The sequence below is a fragment of the Alcaligenes sp. genome, from assembly GCF_050255915.1.
GTDB lineage: Bacteria > Pseudomonadota > Gammaproteobacteria > Burkholderiales > Burkholderiaceae_B > Alcaligenes > Alcaligenes aquatilis.
Genome location: NZ_JBFWIQ010000019.1, coordinates 34,509 through 49,447, shown reverse-complemented (window position 1 = coordinate 49,447; position 14,939 = coordinate 34,509). Strand labels below are relative to the sequence as shown.

Sequence of the window (14,939 nt, the reverse complement as noted above, 5' to 3'; positions counted from 1 at the left end):
CACACGCGTGACTGGAACCCGATTGGCGAGGTGTGGTTAAACCCGCCGAAAGAAAGTGCCGCCGACGATCACAAACTCAGCCGCGCGGCATGAAGAAAACGGACATCATTGTTGACAAACACCGCGTCACTCCAGCGGCAAGCGCATCGGCAACACCTTCCTGCTGCTGCGAGAGATTGAATGCCTGGTAGTGATGCCCGGGTGTCGAGAAAACGCCGCGCATCAGCTCGTCAATACCCAAGCAAATATTGCATCCGTCATGAAAGAGTGTGACGTTGATCATTGAATGTCCTCTATGTATGAGAGTCTAGATACAAGGAAAATGACGTCCTTTGGCCTACACACACTGCTGAACCGTTAGAAAACACCCAATAACCCTGATCAATGCTGAGGCGGCTTTGCTAGATTCATAGCGACATGTAGCGACAAAATGGAACTCATTTATGTCCTGTGACATACCGGAATAATAACAAATAACGTCCCTACAAACGGCCTGATTTTCCCGAAACCATACCCTAAACGCCAAATCCTTTTGCAAGCATCAGCATCCATTCCTCTAGCGACTTGCTACAGTCTTGGCACGTTCTCACGTTCACCCTGAATATCTTATTGACTCAAGCGCATCTCCAAGCGATGCGGGTCGCGTCTTCTTCACATCTAATGCCTAACAGCAGCCTCTAATCACATTCGGTGAAAAACAAAAAAAGGCCACCCTAAACAGGGTGGCCTTCTTGAACGGCAAGGTCCAATAGTCAGAAAGACTTAAGCAGTCACTTGCTCCGCAGCCGGTTCTTCAACTTCAGCCGAACTACGGATCAGGTAATCAAACGCGCTCAAGGCAGCCTTGGCACCCTCACCGGCAGCAATCACGATCTGCTTGTAAGGCACAGTCGTCACGTCGCCTGCAGCAAATACACCTGTCAGCGAAGTAGCGCCGCGTACATCAACCTCGATCTCGCCATGACGCGACAAAGCCACATCGCTGCCCTTGAGCCATTCCGTGTTGGGCACCAGACCAATCTGAACAAACACACCGTCCAGCTTGATGCTCTTGGCTTCCTGAGTCTGACGATCCAGGTAATTCAAACCAACAACCTTGGCGCCGTCACCCAGAACTTCCGTCGTCTGAGCCTGAGTAATGATCGTCACATTAGGCATGCTGCGCAGCTTGTTCTGCAAAACCTGGTCAGCGCGCAAGGCATCGCCAAACTCAATCAAGGTAACGTGCTTGACCAACCCAGCCAGGTCAATCGCCGCCTCGACACCGGAGTTACCACCACCGACCACCGCTACATCCTTGCCCTTGAACAGCGGACCATCACAGTGCGGGCAGTACGCCACACCACGGTTACGGTAATCCTGTTCGCCAGGCACATTCAATTCACGCCAGCGGGCACCGGTAGCCAGAATCACGGACTTGGCTTTCAGTTGAGCGCCGCCATCCACATCTACGATGACTTTCTTGCCTTCGCGGCGAATACCCTTGGCACGATGCAGATTCATGATGTCCACATCGTACGTTTTAACGTGCTGCTCCAGCGCGGTGGCAAAGGCAGGACCATTGGTCTCGACCACCGAGATGTAGTTCTCGATAGACATGGTGTCCAGAACCTGACCACCGAAACGCTCGGCCAATACACCCGTGCGAATACCCTTGCGAGCAGCGTACACAGCCGCGGCTGCACCAGCAGGACCACCGCCGACGATCAGGACATCAAACTCGTCCTTGGCATTCAGGGCTTCAGCACGAGCCGAGTTATCGCCCGTATCCAGCTTGGCCAGCAACTCTTCAGCACTGGCACGGCCTTGATGGAACATTTCGCCATTCAAGAACACGGCCGGAACCGACATGATGTTGCGCTGCTGAACCTCGTCCTGGAACAGGGCACCGTCAATGGCCACGTGCTTGATACGTGGGTTGATCACAGACATGGCGTTCAAGGCCTGCACCACGTCAGGACAGTTCTGGCACGACAGCGAGAAATACGTTTCAAAAACAAAGTCGCCGGGCAGATTACGGATCTGCTCAATCACAGCGGCATCCAGCTTGATCTCATGGCCACCCACTTGCAGCAGGGCCAGGATCAAAGAGGTAAATTCGTGTCCCATCGGGATACCCGCAAAGCTCACGCTAATGTCGGTACCGGGACGGTTAATTTGGAAGGAAGGCTTGCGCTCTTGCGCATCCGCATCTTCGCGATAGCTGGTCTTGTCGGACAGACCATCAATTTCTTGCAACAGTTCGCGCAGCTCGACGGACTTGGCGCCAGTATCCAGCGTCGCAACGATCTCGATCGGTTGCGTGATCTTCTCGAGATATGCCTTCAATTGAGTTTTGATGTTTGCATCTAACATGTGAAACGCCCTTTATCCTGTACTGAACGAAACAACTTAAGGTGCCTGAACCGGTCAGGCACCGGGGTGGCGGCGCAGCGCGCCAACCACCGCTTAAGACCCGTGTTTAAAAGGTCTTAGATCTTGCCAACCAGATCCAGGGAAGGAGTCAGCGTCTTGGCGCCTTCTTCCCATTTGGCTGGGCAAACTTCACCGGGGTGAGCGGCGATGTACTGAGCAGCCTTAACTTTGCGCAGCAGCTCGGAAGCCACACGGCCGATACCGTTGTCGTGGATTTCCAGAACCTTGATTTCGCCTTCTGGGTTCACTACGAACGTACCGCGCAAAGCGATACCTTCTTCTTCGATCAGCACGTCAAAGTTGCGCGACAGCTGATGAGTAGGGTCACCGATCATTGGGTAGTTCACTTTGCTGATGGCTTCCGAGGTGTCGTGCCATGCTTTGTGAGCAAAGTGAGTGTCGGTGGACACGGAGTAAACCTCTACGCCCATTTTTTGGAACTCGGCGTAGTTGTCGGCCAAGTCTTCCAGTTCGGTTGGGCAAACAAACGTAAAGTCGGCTGGGTAGAAAACAAAAACAGCCCACTTACCGGCAACGGTTTCGTTGCTGACTTCGATAAATTTGCCGTTGTGAAAAGCTTGTGCTTTAAAAGGTTTGATGACGGTGTTGATCAAAGACATATTTGCTCCGGTGAGTGATTAATCATTGACAGTAAAGCCATTATAGGAAGCCACTGACGATTAGTAAAATTGATTAATGCAATAACGCTCATTGCTATTAGCTATCGCACGTCGCATAAAAACTTCTTTCTATGCGTCGCACAGACTTATGCTAACAGAGCGAGATGACAGTGCAACTATCAGCGTTCAAGCTATAAGGCTACTTCGCTGAGCGCAGGACTGGAGGATTGCTGGGCATTGACTAAACAACGGGCAAAATCCTGCCAAAACTGCGCATCATCGCCTAAAGAAACATTAATGCGCATATAAGTAGATAGTTGCTGTTGCGGACAAAACAAGGCCCCTGGCACCAATAAATGGCCAGGACGTCCCAAAGCGCGCACCAAACTTTCCGTATCCACGCCCGTATCCACCCAAACAAACATGCCCGCCTGGGGCGGCGCGTCCGGAGCCAAACCCAAGTGAGCCAGTTGCTCCAACGTTCTGTGCCTATCGCGATCAGTATGACGACGCAAGCGATCCAGATGCTTGCGATAGGCACCGTCTACCAGCACTCGGTGAATGACCCGCTCACCCAATTCCGGCGAGGTCAGCCCCGCCAACATTTTCAAATTCACCAAAGCCTGTAAAAGCTCGGGAGCCGCTGCCATGTAAGCCACCCGCAAACCAGCAGCCATCACCTTGGAATAGCCCCCTACCAAGGTGACGCGGTTCAACTGGTCCAACTGAGCCAGACGACAGGCAGGACTGGCATGCAGCTCGCTATAGGTATCGTCTTCAATAATGTGAAAGTCCCAGGTCTGAGCCAAGGTCAGAATGCTGTGTGCCGCCGCCGGGCTCAAACTAAAGCCGGTGGGGTTATGCACCACGGTATTCAGAATGACCAGACGTGGACGATGCTCACGCGCCAGTTGCTCCAAGACAGCCAGATCCGGACCATCTGCACGGCGTGGCACACTGAGCACCCGCACATCCACCACAGCCAAACGAGCAAACAGCAAATACCAGGCTGGATCTTCCACAACAACCGCATCACCCGGACGCAACCAATGGCGCAAAAGCAAATCCAGCGCCTGGGTCACGCCACTACACAAGACAAGCTGGGTATCGGGATCCGCCTGTATGCCGCTGTCTTCCAGTTGCCCCGCAATATGCTGGCGCAAGGGACGATAGCCATGTGAATGCCCATAGCCCAGCAAGTTGGAGCCCGCGCTACGGCTGACCTGCCGCAAGGCCGCCAGAATCATGTCGTTGTCCAGCCACTGGCGGGGAATGCCCGCGCTGTCGCTCTGCCCCATAAAACTGTTCAGCATCCAGTTCACATCTATCTTGCGCGGCTCATTCTTTTCTACGTGCAAGGATTCGGAACGCAGGCGCCCAGAGCTACGCACCCGCACAAAGAAACCTGAACCGGGTCGAGACTCCACCAGGCCCAAGGCCATCAACTTGTCGTACGCAGCCACTACGGTATGGGGGCTGACCCCAGCAGACTGCGCCAATCGACGCACCGAAGGGAGCCGGCTGCCGCCCCGATAGCGCAAATGCAGGGCTTGCTGCACCCAGGCAACCAACTGATCGCTTAGTGTCACGTCCGAACCCCGCACGGGCTGCCAATCCAACCATTCCATGATGCTGACCTTTAATCGTGAAAACCGACTGTAGCGGTGATGCGACCAATACAGTCTGATCGACTGACTGATTAACTGTATCGTAACTGTACCGCCTATTTATTTTAAGCTCAAAGCTGTGATCAACCTATTTCCTATCCGTGGTGATTTTCATGAGCCGCAGCACCAGCCTTCCCATGCCCAGTTCCACCCCAGCACTGCTGATCTATGTCTACGCTTTTATCGGGGTTATCGTCTTTGCCTTCACCTTGCCCATGACACGGCTGGCGGTGCAAAGCTTTGACCCTTGGCTGGTGGGGATGGCACGAGCCAGTATCGGCGGGGTGTGCGCAGCCCTCATCTTGCTGGCCACCCGCAGCCGCCGCCCCACGGCATCGGAATGGCGTGGTATTGCCCTTTCGTGTACGGGTGTGATCGTGGGCTGGCCGGTGTTCTCTTCAATTGCCATGCAGACGGTACCGTCCTCGCACGGGGCCGTGTTAAGCGGGCTGATTCCTCTGGCGACCGCGATTGTTTCATCGGCCCGTAGCAATGAGCCCTTAAGTCGCCGCTTCTGGATGTTGAGCCTGCTGGGTGCCGTACTGGTACTGCTTTACGCTTTCTATATTGGTGAAGGCGCGCTGCAAACCGGCGATATCTGGTTGGCCCTGGCTGTGTTCATGTCTGGCGTAGGCTATGCCGAAGGTGGCCGTGTGGCTCGCACCCTGGGAGGCTGGCGCACCATTTGCTGGTGCCTGGCCGCCAGCTTGCCGCTGACCATTCCTGCCACCTTGGGGCTCGCTTTTTCCATGACAGAAATGCCTGCCGCCCAGTCTGTCATGGCCCTGCTCTACCTGGCCCTATTCTCGTCCTTGCTGGGTTTTTTCCCCTGGTACAAGGCGATGGCCATGGGTGGGGTGGCCCGTATTGGGCAGGTACAACTGGCCCAGCCTTTTCTGACCGTGCTGATCTCCGCCGTATGGTTAAGCGAGCAAGTGGACCTGCTGACCTGGCTGTCCTGCATCGTCATCATTGCCATTATTGCGGCCAGCCGACGCGCCTGAAAACGCAATGACAAGGCGGCTAAATACAGCAAGAGCATATTCACCTAACTAATACTTCGTTCCCAGCGTGGGCTCGCGCAAGCACACTGGCTCATCATCCCATGAACCAATGCAAGGCAATAGCGCGGCCCACGTGACTCCGTTTTGAGCAGGGGCGGTGCTGGTATTGCCGCAAGGACATCTGATCATGCCCGCCCAAGCCCCTGCCGCGACTGCCCTGAGCGCCCGGCCACTGATGCTGTGGAAACAGCTACGCGACGATCTGCAAATCATCGCACGCGAACACACGGATGCCGTTCTGGCCAGTTCCCTGGCCGCCGAAGACATGGTGCTGTTTCATGCCATGTCCATCTACACCCCCGAGCTGGACACGATCACCCTGGATACCGGCCGCCTTCACGCAGAGACCTTGCAACTGGGCCGCCATATCCAGGAGCACTATGAACGCCCCATCCTGTTTTTTCATCCTGATCCGGAGCGGGTACAAGAACACGTCCGCACCCATGGCACGCATGCTTTCTACGAAAGCGTGGAGCTGCGCAAGGAATGCTGCGCGATCCGCAAAGTGGAACCCTTGCGCCGTGCCTTGCAAGGCCGATCGGCCTGGATTACCGGCCAGCGCCGCGAGCAAACCGCCAGCCGTACCGAGCTGTCCAGCAAGGAATACGACAGCGTCTTTGGACTGCAGAAATTCAACCCCTTGATCGAATGGACTCAGGACGATGTGTGGGCCGTGATCCGTGGCTTGAGCATCCCCTACAACTCACTGCACGACCAGGGCTACCCCTCCATAGGCTGCGAGCCCTGTACGCGTGCCATTCGCCCCGGTGAAGACGTGCGCGCCGGGCGCTGGTGGTGGGAACAGCGCGACAGCCTGGAATGCGGCCTGCATGCCAGCAATCTGAATAGCCGTGTCAACACCTGAAGGAACCCCATGGGCGAACCACTCTCTACCCGTACTCATCTGGACTGGCTGGAAGCCGAGGCCATTTTTATTCTGCGCGAAATCGCCGCCGAAGCTGAAAAACCCGTGCTGCTGTTCTCCGGCGGCAAGGATTCCGCCGTGCTGCTGCAACTGGCCCAAAAAGCCTTTGCGCCTGGCCCGCTGCCGTTTCCCTTGATGCATGTGGACACCGGCCACAATTACCCGGAAGTGATCGAATTTCGGGACCGCCGCGCCGCTGAACTGAACGCCGAGCTGATAGTGCGCAGCGTGGAAGATTCCATTGCGCGCGGCACCGTGGTGCTGCGTCACGAGACAGCCAGCCGCAACGGCGCCCAAGCGGTCACCTTGCTGGAAGCCATTGCCGAATTTGGCTTTGATGCCTGTTTCGGTGGTGCCCGCCGCGACGAAGAAAAAGCCCGTGCCAAAGAGCGCATCGTGTCCTTTCGCGACGAGTTCGGCCAATGGGACCCCAAAGCACAACGCCCCGAGCTGTGGCACTTGTTCAACACCCGTATTCACAAGGGCGAGAACCTGCGCGTCTTCCCGATTTCCAACTGGACCGAACTGGACGTCTGGCAATACATCCAGCGTGAAGCCATTGATCTGCCGTCCATCTACTACACCCACTCGCGCGAAGTGGTGGAGCGTCAGGGCCTGATCGTTCCCATCACCCCGCTGACTCCCTTGCTCGATGGCGAAACCCCCGAATGGCGCGATGTGCGTTTTCGCACCGTAGGCGATATTTCCTGCACCTGCCCAGTGCTCTCTACCGCCGCATCCGTGCAGGACATTATTGCTGAAACCGCCTTGGCCACGATTACCGAACGCGGTGCCACCCGTATGGATGACCAGACGTCTGAGGCCTCCATGGAACACCGCAAGAAACAAGGATATTTCTAATGAATACCGTCAATGACGCCTGGCTGCAGGCTGCCGATCAAGGCGTGCTGCGTCTGATTACTGCTGGCTCCGTGGACGACGGAAAATCCACCTTGATTGGCCGTTTGCTGGTGGACAGCCAGGGCGTGTTTGCCGACCAGATAGCGGCCATCCAACGCTCCAAGTACAAGCGCGGTGAGGACGCCGAACCCGATCTGGCCCTGCTAACCGATGGCCTGGAAGCGGAGCGCGAACAAGGCATCACCATTGATGTGGCCTACCGCTACTTCGCGACTCCCAAACGCAAGTTCATCGTGGCCGATACCCCCGGCCACGAGCAGTACACCCGCAACATGATTACGGGTGCCTCCACCGCACAGGCTGCCATCATTCTGATTGATGCACATCGCGCCCAAGACGGGGAGCTACTGACCCAGACCAAGCGCCACAGCACCGTTGCCAAACTGCTGGGCCTGCATCATATCGTCGTAGCGGTGAACAAGATGGACCTGGTCAATTGGGATCAGGCCGTGTTCGACCGCATTCATGCCGCCTATCGGCAACTGGCTACGCAGCTGGGGATTGAACACTTTCACATCATTCCGCTTTCAGCCTTGAAGGGTGAGAACATCACCCAGGCATCGCCGCACACACCTTGGTATCAAGGCTTGCCGCTGCTGCCTTTACTCGAATCGCTGGATCTGCGCGAGAACATTCAGCGCCCTGCCCGATTGTTTGTGCAATGGGTAGCGCGTCATGGTGGCAGCCGCACTGACGGCTTTCGGGGCTATGCCGGTCAGCTCAATGGTGGCCGCCTGCATGTGGGCGATAGCGTTCAAGTATGGCCTAGCGGGAAAACCGCCGTCATCACGCAGTTATTTCGCGCTGGCACGGAACAAGGCTCCGTCAGCGACGGGGACGCGGTGACCGTGGTATTGGATCGTGAGTTGGATATTTCACGGGGCGATTTGCTGACACTGGCCCATGAGGGCGTCAACACCAGCAAACACTTTGATGCGCAGCTATGTTGGCTGGACGAGCAAGCCTTAAATACCACCCGCTCTTACTGGTTAAAGCAAGGCACTCGTCTGACGCAAGCCAAGGTGCAAGCCGTTCATGCCTTGCGCGATGTACATAGTTTGCAAGAGCAGCAAGCCACCGGCACCTTGTCCCTGAATGATATTGGCCGTGTCAGCCTGGTCAGCCGCGACCTGCTGGTGCTGGACGATTATCAGGATCATTCCAGTACCGGCTCTTTCATCTTGATCGACCCCAGCACAAACCAGACCGTGGCGGCTGGCCTGGTCCAAAAGCACGTATAAAGACCAGCCTGCGGCAGACCCAAGCCTTGCCGCAGGCACCGCATAGGATCACAACGCCCCTTGCTGTCTGACTGGCTGGAGCTGTCCCGAACCGCGCCTGAGCCTTATAAAGGCCGCCAGCACAATACACGCACTCACGCCCAACGTCATGGCTAACTGATACCGGTACGCCTCCACCATCGCCATATACACCAGCACTGCCAGAATCAGCGTGATGGACAAATAGGTCAGCCAGGGGAAAAGCCACATCTTGAATGGCAAATCTATGCCTGCGTTTTCCGCCTGGCGACGCGACAGTAGTTGGGACACGGCAATGACCAGATAAACGATCAGGGCAATCGCCCCCGTTGTGGACAGCAAGAACGAAAACACCTGTCCGGGCAAGAGATAATTGACCAGACATCCTGCAAAACCGGCCAAGGTCGATACAAGCACGGCGTTATAAGGCACACCTTTGGACGATACCCTGGCAATACAAGCAGGGGCATCACCACGGACGGACAGGGAATAAATCATCCGAGAGGCCGTGTACAAGCCGGAGTTCATGCAGGAAGTCACCGCGATCAGCACCACCACATCCACTACCAGCTTGGCCTCGGGCAAGCGAAGAACTTCCAGCGTGCGCTGAAATGACCCCACCTGCATCAGCCTGGGATCGTCGTAACCGACGATCAGCACAATCAAGGAAATCGACAACACATAAAACAGGGAAATACGGTAGACCACCAGATTGGTCGCCTTACGTATCTTTTCCTGGGGCTTATCGGTTTCGGCGGCGGCAATCGTCACGATCTCCGCCCCAAAAAATGAAAACATCGTAATCAGAATGCCCGCCAGCACGGCCCCCATGCCCTGAGGCGCGAAATTGCTGAACACGGGAATCATCGGCACCTTGCCCCCCTCAACCCAGGGCCAGAAACCAGTCAGGGCGCACAGACAAGCCACAATAAACACAATGATGGCCAGCACCTTGATCAAGGCAAACCAGAACTCAAACTCGCCAAAATTCTTGACGCTAAACAGATTGGTCACCGACAAGGCGACCATGATGACAATGGAAAACAGCCACGAAGGGATATCCGGCATCCATTGATGCAGGATATAGGCCCCAGCAATGGCTTCGACGGGAATGATCAAACCCCAGAACCACCAATACAGCCAGCCAATGGAAAAACCCGCCCAGGGCCCGATCGCCCGCGCGGCATAGGTGGAAAATGAACCGCTATCCGGATTGGCGACAGCCATCTCGCCCAACATACGCATGACCAGCAGCACCAATGCTCCCGTCAAGATATAGGACAGTACCGCTGCCGGCCCGGTCTTCGCGATGGCATTGGCCGATCCAATGAACAGTCCGGCACCGATGATCCCCGCGATAGAAATCATGGACATCTGTCTTGAGTTCAGGCCGGGCGCGAGCGCACCCTGGCCTGCCTGTTCAGGCATGGTCATTATTGTCTCCTCGCTTTTTATTCACTGGCGGGTCAGTTCTGACCCACCCGAGGCGCCCCGACGATATGCTTCGCTTGCTATAGGCGCCCGTCACCCAACAGCCAGGCCCTGCCCAATAGTGGCTCGGGCCCTCCGTCTGAACACTCAAGCAGCGTCAGAGATCGAACTTCACCCCCTGCGCCAAAGGCAACTCCCGGGAGTAGTTGATGGTGTTGGTCGCCCGGCGCATATAGGCACGCCAGGCATCGGAACCGGACTCGCGGCCCCCGCCGGTTTCCTTGTCCCCACCAAAGGCACCGCCGATCTCCGCCCCGGACGTGCCAATATTGACGTTGGCAATACCGCAATCGGAACCACTGGCCGACAAAAACGCCTCGGTTTCACGCAAGTCATTACTGAAAATGGCGGACGACAAGCCTTGTGGAACATCGTTTTGCAACGCCAGCGCCTCGGACAGTTCCTCGTAGCGCAGCACATACAAAATAGGCGTAAAGGTTTCCTGCCGTACCGTATCGGTTTGCCTGTCCATTTCCACGATGGCTGGCCTGACGTAATAAGCCGATGCAAACTCATCCTCCAGTACCCGCTCTCCACCGGTCACCCGCCCCCCTTGAGCACGCGCCGCATCCAGTGCAGTTTGCATCGCGTCAAAGGCGGCCTGATCAACTAAAGGCCCCAGCAACGTTCCTTCCTGCAAAGGATTACCAATCCTGAGCTTGCCATACACCTGCTTGAGCCGCTCCACCAGTTGTTCACTGATACTGCGATGCACAATCAAGCGTCGCGTGCTGGTACAACGCTGCCCCGCCGTCCCGACTGCCGCAAAGACAATCCCCCGGACCGCCAGATCCAGATCCGCATTAGGCGTGACAATAACGGCGTTATTGCCTCCCAGCTCCAGCAAAACACGCCCGAAACGACGCGCCACACGAGGCCCCACTTCCCGGCCCATCCGCGTGCTGCCGGTGGCCGACACCAGCGCAACCCTGGGGTCATCGACCAGTATCTCTCCGGCTTCGTGCCCGCCAATCAGCACCTGGCTCAGGTGCGCCGGCCCGGCCTCATAACGCGCCATTGCCCGCTCAAAGACCGCCTGGCACGCCAAGGCGGACAAGGGTGTTTTTTCGGAGGGCTTCCAAATCACGGCATCACCACACACCAAGGCCAGGGCGGTATTCCAGGCCCACACCGCCATGGGAAAATTGAAGGCGGTGATCACCCCAACCACTCCCAAGGGATGCCAGGTTTCCAGCATGCGATGGCCGGGCCGTTCAGAAGCAATGGTCAAACCATAGAGCTGTCGGGACAGCCCCACCGCAAAGTCGCAGATATCAATCATTTCCTGGACTTCGCCCAAGCCTTCACTCGTGATCTTTCCAGCTTCCAGGGAAATCAACTGGCCCAAAGCCTGCTTCTCGGCCCGCAGTTCCTGGCCCAGCAATCGAACCAGCTCACCTCGTGCCGGTGCAGGCACGGTACGCCACACCTGCCAGGCATCATGGGCACGGGCAATCGCCTTGCTAAGCTCCTGGCTGCTGTGAGGCCGCAGATGGGCCAGAATGTCCCCGTCAATAGGCGAGCGCACCGACATTCCCCCTGGAACATCGAGCGCAGCCGTCACACCCAATTGGGCCAGGGTGGAATGCGCCAGTTCGCTTGTGTGAGTTATGGCTATGTGAGTCATGCTTGTACCTCATAAAAAAAGTCTGTCCTCAAGACCGACGCTGCCCCTGGACACTGCGGGCACCGACAAGATGCGCCAACTGCGCGCCATATTCATAAACCGCCTCTTTCACCGGCTTGCATGGGACTGGTTTGAGTGGGGACACAGGTAAAGGTAGGTCCTCCACCTTGATCCGACCCAAAATCAAATGCGCCAGCTCGCGCCCAAAGACCGTCCCAGGGGCAATGCCTCGCCCGTTGTAACCACTAAAGGACAGGACCTGTCGCCCCAATTGGTGCAGGCGGGGCACGGCATCGGAGGTCATCCCTATCCAGCCATACCATTCATAATCAAACTGCACATGCCGCAGGGCCGGAAACAAATGCTGCAATGCGCGTTGCGCCCACGCCGTATGTATCGCCCGTCCACGTTCACGCAATGCCCCCACACTGCCAAACACCAGGCGACCCGCTTGATCGAAACGGTACGAGGATAAAACTGAACGCGTATCCCATGCGCCCTGCCCTCCCGGCAGAATCTGGGCGCGCAGTGCGGCATCCAGCGGTTGCGTAGCCACGTTGAAATACGGCAGACGCACCAGCTCTGCGGGCAGATCTGGCCAGACCTCACTGGTATAAGCATTGGTCGCCACAATGACCCAGGGCGCCAACACTTCACCGTCCTGCGTCTGCAACACCCAGTGCGTGCGGCCGTCCTCAACCCGCCTGACGGCACTTTGCTCATAAATGCGGGCCCCCGCCGTGATCGCAGCCCGGGCCAGACCTCGAACATAGGCTAAAGGCTGGAGCGTGCCCGCGCGCCGGTCCAGCAAAGCGCCCGCATAAGCGGTCGTTCCGGTAGCCGCAGCCACTTGTGTTTGATTGAGCAACTCGACCGGCGCCCCAAGTTCTTGCCATTGGCGCCAACGCTTCCGGATATTACGCAGACCGCCCGCGCCTACCGCACAGTGCAAAGTGCCGGTCTGCACGGCCTGACAATCCATCCGGTGTTGGGCCACCAATTCATACACGGCAGCCGGTGCCCCACTTAACAAATGCAACAGGCGCCCCCCGTAATGCGCGCCCAATGTCTTGAGCAGTGCCTCTGGCTCAAGCCACAGGCCAGCATTGACCAGCCCCACATTGCGTCCCGACCCTCCAAACCCGATCTGCGCCCCTTCCAGAACCACCACCCGCACTCCGGCCTGAGCCAGATGCAAGGCCGCGGACAAACCGGTGAATCCGGCGCCAATAACCGCGACATCCGCTTGGACAGGGCCTTGCAAACGCTCGCAGACCGGAGCGGGTGGCGCTGAGGCCTGCCAGAGTCCGTGACTGCGCTGGTCCGCTTTCATGCGCCCGACTCCGCCAGAAAGCGCTGATGCAAGGCGTGCTCGGAACGCGTCTGAGCAGCGCGGTAAAGTTCAATTTCGTCCAGCACGGGGCTACCCAGATCACGTTCAAACTCAGATCGGGCCGCCTGCGACACGTAGTTTTTTTGTTCCGCATCGCCCAGATTGGACTGAAAAATCCCCGCCGCGCTAACCGGCAAGAAATCCTCGTAAGTAATGGGGCGCAATGCAACCACGCCACGCTTGATCAAATCAGGCAAGTTCCAGGGCCGGCCGGCAGCCAGTTCCTGCTGCCAGATAGCAGGGTCCCGTGGCTCAAACCGAAAAAAAGCCAGCCCACGCTCGTACATTTCATCGCTGTCATCTGGGAACTGAGCAAACACGTGCTGGAGACGTTCAGCATACGTCTGCGTAGTAGCGGCTTGCTGCCCGGCATCTCTGGTTTGCGCCAACAAGGAGTCGTAAAGTGCCCGGCCCGCCTGGGTCAAGGCCACGCCGCGTTGCTCTATCTCACCAAAACGCGCGGTATGAGACCCCACCCCAGCCTGACCGACAAACTCAATCTCCTCTTCCAAAGCTTTGAAACTGGTTTGGCGCAACAGAATGGGATGGCGCCTGCGCGGTGGGCCTTCGATCAGCTCTTTGGCGGGAATGCCCCGTTGGGGCATGGCCTCTTGTACCGCATCAATATCCAGGGTTCGGGGAGTCAGGTGATTGATATGTGGGCCCTTGAAACACACAATATCGGCCACCAGACGATGTGCCGCATGCAATTTGCGATACGTATCCTGATCGACAGTCGCTTGGCGATGCCAGCGAAATACGGCGGTGGCGGCGGCCACAAATTCCTTGGCCTGCGGTTCGGTCAAGCCACCGGCCACCTGCGCCTGTTCCGCCAACTCCAGCAAGCCGGACGGAAAAATAGACCGTTGCGACAAGATTGCAGCCGCCTGCGCCCGCAGGTTCGCATCCTCTATCAGCTCCAGTCTGAGCAAAGAGGTAAACACCCGGAAGGGGTTGGTTTGTAATGCGTGGTCGTCCACAGGGCGAAACGCGGTGGAGTGAACGGGTACGCCCGCCACCGACAGATCGTAATAGCCAACGGGATACATACCCATGACGGCAAAGATCGTGGCAATCCCTTTGAGCTCCGCCGCGGTACCGACCCGAATGGCGCCGTGGCGCTCCACATCCAGACGGGTCAACTCCGACTGCTGTCGCAAGGCGCTGTGCAGTGCTGGATCATGCTTGAGCACACTGGCGTTGATCTCGTGCACCAGGCTCAACAAGGCCCCGTACTGCGGCACCTCCTGCTGATACATGGCCGACATGGCGCCTGAGAATCGGGAACGGATTTCGTCCTTAGAAACAAAAACAGAGGTGTCCATAGAACCGCCAGCAAATTGCATGACCTGGCGACAAGGCAAGGTCAGTCCATTAGTGAATCACTTCCGTGTACCCGCATGCACTCCTTCACACCACAGCCAGCGGAAGTCCGTCATCTTATAAGCCTGAAATACTTAACTATCTTGCACCTCATTCTGTGAGCACAGGCAAGAGGGGTCAAACGATGATTCCAACTCAAGTCATTCCTAACTAGAATGACTAAACGTTTTCCCT

12 protein-coding genes are annotated in these 14,939 nt (G+C 57.0%); 4 read left to right on the top strand and 8 right to left on the bottom strand.

Annotated elements, in window-relative coordinates:
- Nucleotides 1-76 precede the first annotated feature (76 nt).
- The 4 genes from AB7E06_RS18280 to AB7E06_RS18265 form a co-directional block, all read right to left on the bottom strand.
- Nucleotides 77-283, bottom strand: a complete 207-nt coding sequence (locus AB7E06_RS18280; RefSeq protein WP_427957976.1) for a hypothetical protein — start codon at nt 281-283, stop codon at nt 77-79.
- A gap of 479 nt (nt 284-762) precedes the next feature.
- On the bottom strand, nt 763-2,355 hold the full coding sequence (gene ahpF / locus AB7E06_RS18275; RefSeq protein ID WP_376914132.1) for an alkyl hydroperoxide reductase subunit F: 1,593 nt from the start codon (nt 2,353-2,355) through the stop codon (nt 763-765).
- 116 nt (nt 2,356-2,471) lie between these two features.
- On the bottom strand, nt 2,472-3,035 hold the full coding sequence (gene ahpC / locus AB7E06_RS18270; RefSeq protein WP_042488726.1) for an alkyl hydroperoxide reductase subunit C: 564 nt from the start codon (nt 3,033-3,035) through the stop codon (nt 2,472-2,474).
- A 191-nt stretch (nt 3,036-3,226) separates the two neighbouring features.
- Nucleotides 3,227-4,663, bottom strand: a complete 1,437-nt coding sequence (locus AB7E06_RS18265; protein WP_427957974.1) for a PLP-dependent aminotransferase family protein — start codon at nt 4,661-4,663, stop codon at nt 3,227-3,229.
- Between the two features lie 152 nt (nt 4,664-4,815).
- Here AB7E06_RS18265 and AB7E06_RS18260 point away from each other — a divergent pair, with 152 nt between their 5' ends.
- From AB7E06_RS18260 to AB7E06_RS18245, 4 genes are all read left to right on the top strand, one after another.
- Entirely contained in the window at nt 4,816-5,706 is an 891-nt protein-coding gene (locus AB7E06_RS18260) for a DMT family transporter (protein WP_264671996.1), read from the top strand.
- A 187-nt stretch (nt 5,707-5,893) separates the two neighbouring features.
- The gene (locus tag AB7E06_RS18255) at nt 5,894-6,631 is read left to right on the top strand and encodes a phosphoadenylyl-sulfate reductase (protein ID WP_238988621.1); all 738 of its coding nucleotides are present in this window, start codon (nt 5,894-5,896) and stop codon (nt 6,629-6,631) included.
- A gap of 9 nt (nt 6,632-6,640) precedes the next feature.
- Nucleotides 6,641-7,552, top strand: a complete 912-nt coding sequence (cysD, locus tag AB7E06_RS18250; RefSeq protein ID WP_094197571.1) for a sulfate adenylyltransferase subunit CysD — start codon at nt 6,641-6,643, stop codon at nt 7,550-7,552.
- Entirely contained in the window at nt 7,552-8,853 is a 1,302-nt protein-coding gene (locus tag AB7E06_RS18245; RefSeq protein WP_427957971.1) for a sulfate adenylyltransferase subunit 1, read from the top strand. The genes cysD and AB7E06_RS18245 overlap by 1 nt, the downstream gene beginning before the upstream one ends.
- 48 nt (nt 8,854-8,901) lie before the next feature.
- Here AB7E06_RS18245 and AB7E06_RS18240 read toward each other — a convergent pair whose 3' ends face one another.
- From AB7E06_RS18240 to hglS, 4 genes are all read right to left on the bottom strand, one after another.
- Nucleotides 8,902-10,305 carry an amino acid permease gene (locus AB7E06_RS18240; protein WP_321277925.1) on the bottom strand — a complete coding sequence of 468 codons (1,404 nt, stop codon included), beginning with the start codon at nt 10,303-10,305 and terminating at the stop codon, nt 8,902-8,904.
- A gap of 154 nt (nt 10,306-10,459) precedes the next feature.
- Nucleotides 10,460-11,989 carry an L-piperidine-6-carboxylate dehydrogenase gene (amaB, locus tag AB7E06_RS18235; protein WP_427957969.1) on the bottom strand — a complete coding sequence of 510 codons (1,530 nt, stop codon included), beginning with the start codon at nt 11,987-11,989 and terminating at the stop codon, nt 10,460-10,462.
- A gap of 28 nt (nt 11,990-12,017) precedes the next feature.
- On the bottom strand, nt 12,018-13,322 hold the full coding sequence (locus AB7E06_RS18230) for an NAD(P)/FAD-dependent oxidoreductase (RefSeq protein WP_427957967.1): 1,305 nt from the start codon (nt 13,320-13,322) through the stop codon (nt 12,018-12,020).
- Entirely contained in the window at nt 13,319-14,707 is a 1,389-nt protein-coding gene (hglS, locus tag AB7E06_RS18225; protein ID WP_108728806.1) for a 2-oxoadipate dioxygenase/decarboxylase HglS, read from the bottom strand. Before hglS ends, AB7E06_RS18230 begins: the two co-directional genes overlap by 4 nt.
- Nucleotides 14,708-14,939 lie beyond the last annotated feature (232 nt).

Excerpts from the sequence above, each read along its gene's own strand:
- AB7E06_RS18280 (WP_427957976.1), bottom strand. The coding sequence starts at position 283 with ATGATCAACGTCACACTCTTTCATGACGGATGCAATATTTGCTTGGGT.
- ahpF (WP_376914132.1), bottom strand. The coding sequence starts at position 2,355 with ATGTTAGATGCAAACATCAAAACTCAATTGAAGGCATATCTCGAGAAG.
- ahpC (WP_042488726.1), bottom strand. The coding sequence starts at position 3,035 with ATGTCTTTGATCAACACCGTCATCAAACCTTTTAAAGCACAAGCTTTT.
- AB7E06_RS18265 (WP_427957974.1), bottom strand. The coding sequence starts at position 4,663 with ATGGAATGGTTGGATTGGCAGCCCGTGCGGGGTTCGGACGTGACACTA.
- AB7E06_RS18260 (WP_264671996.1), top strand. The coding sequence starts at position 4,816 with ATGAGCCGCAGCACCAGCCTTCCCATGCCCAGTTCCACCCCAGCACTG.
- AB7E06_RS18255 (WP_238988621.1), top strand. The coding sequence starts at position 5,894 with ATGCCCGCCCAAGCCCCTGCCGCGACTGCCCTGAGCGCCCGGCCACTG.
- cysD (WP_094197571.1), top strand. The coding sequence starts at position 6,641 with ATGGGCGAACCACTCTCTACCCGTACTCATCTGGACTGGCTGGAAGCC.
- AB7E06_RS18245 (WP_427957971.1), top strand. The coding sequence starts at position 7,552 with ATGAATACCGTCAATGACGCCTGGCTGCAGGCTGCCGATCAAGGCGTG.
- AB7E06_RS18240 (WP_321277925.1), bottom strand. The coding sequence starts at position 10,305 with ATGACCATGCCTGAACAGGCAGGCCAGGGTGCGCTCGCGCCCGGCCTG.
- amaB (WP_427957969.1), bottom strand. The coding sequence starts at position 11,989 with ATGACTCACATAGCCATAACTCACACAAGCGAACTGGCGCATTCCACC.
- AB7E06_RS18230 (WP_427957967.1), bottom strand. The coding sequence starts at position 13,322 with ATGAAAGCGGACCAGCGCAGTCACGGACTCTGGCAGGCCTCAGCGCCA.
- hglS (WP_108728806.1), bottom strand. The coding sequence starts at position 14,707 with ATGGACACCTCTGTTTTTGTTTCTAAGGACGAAATCCGTTCCCGATTC.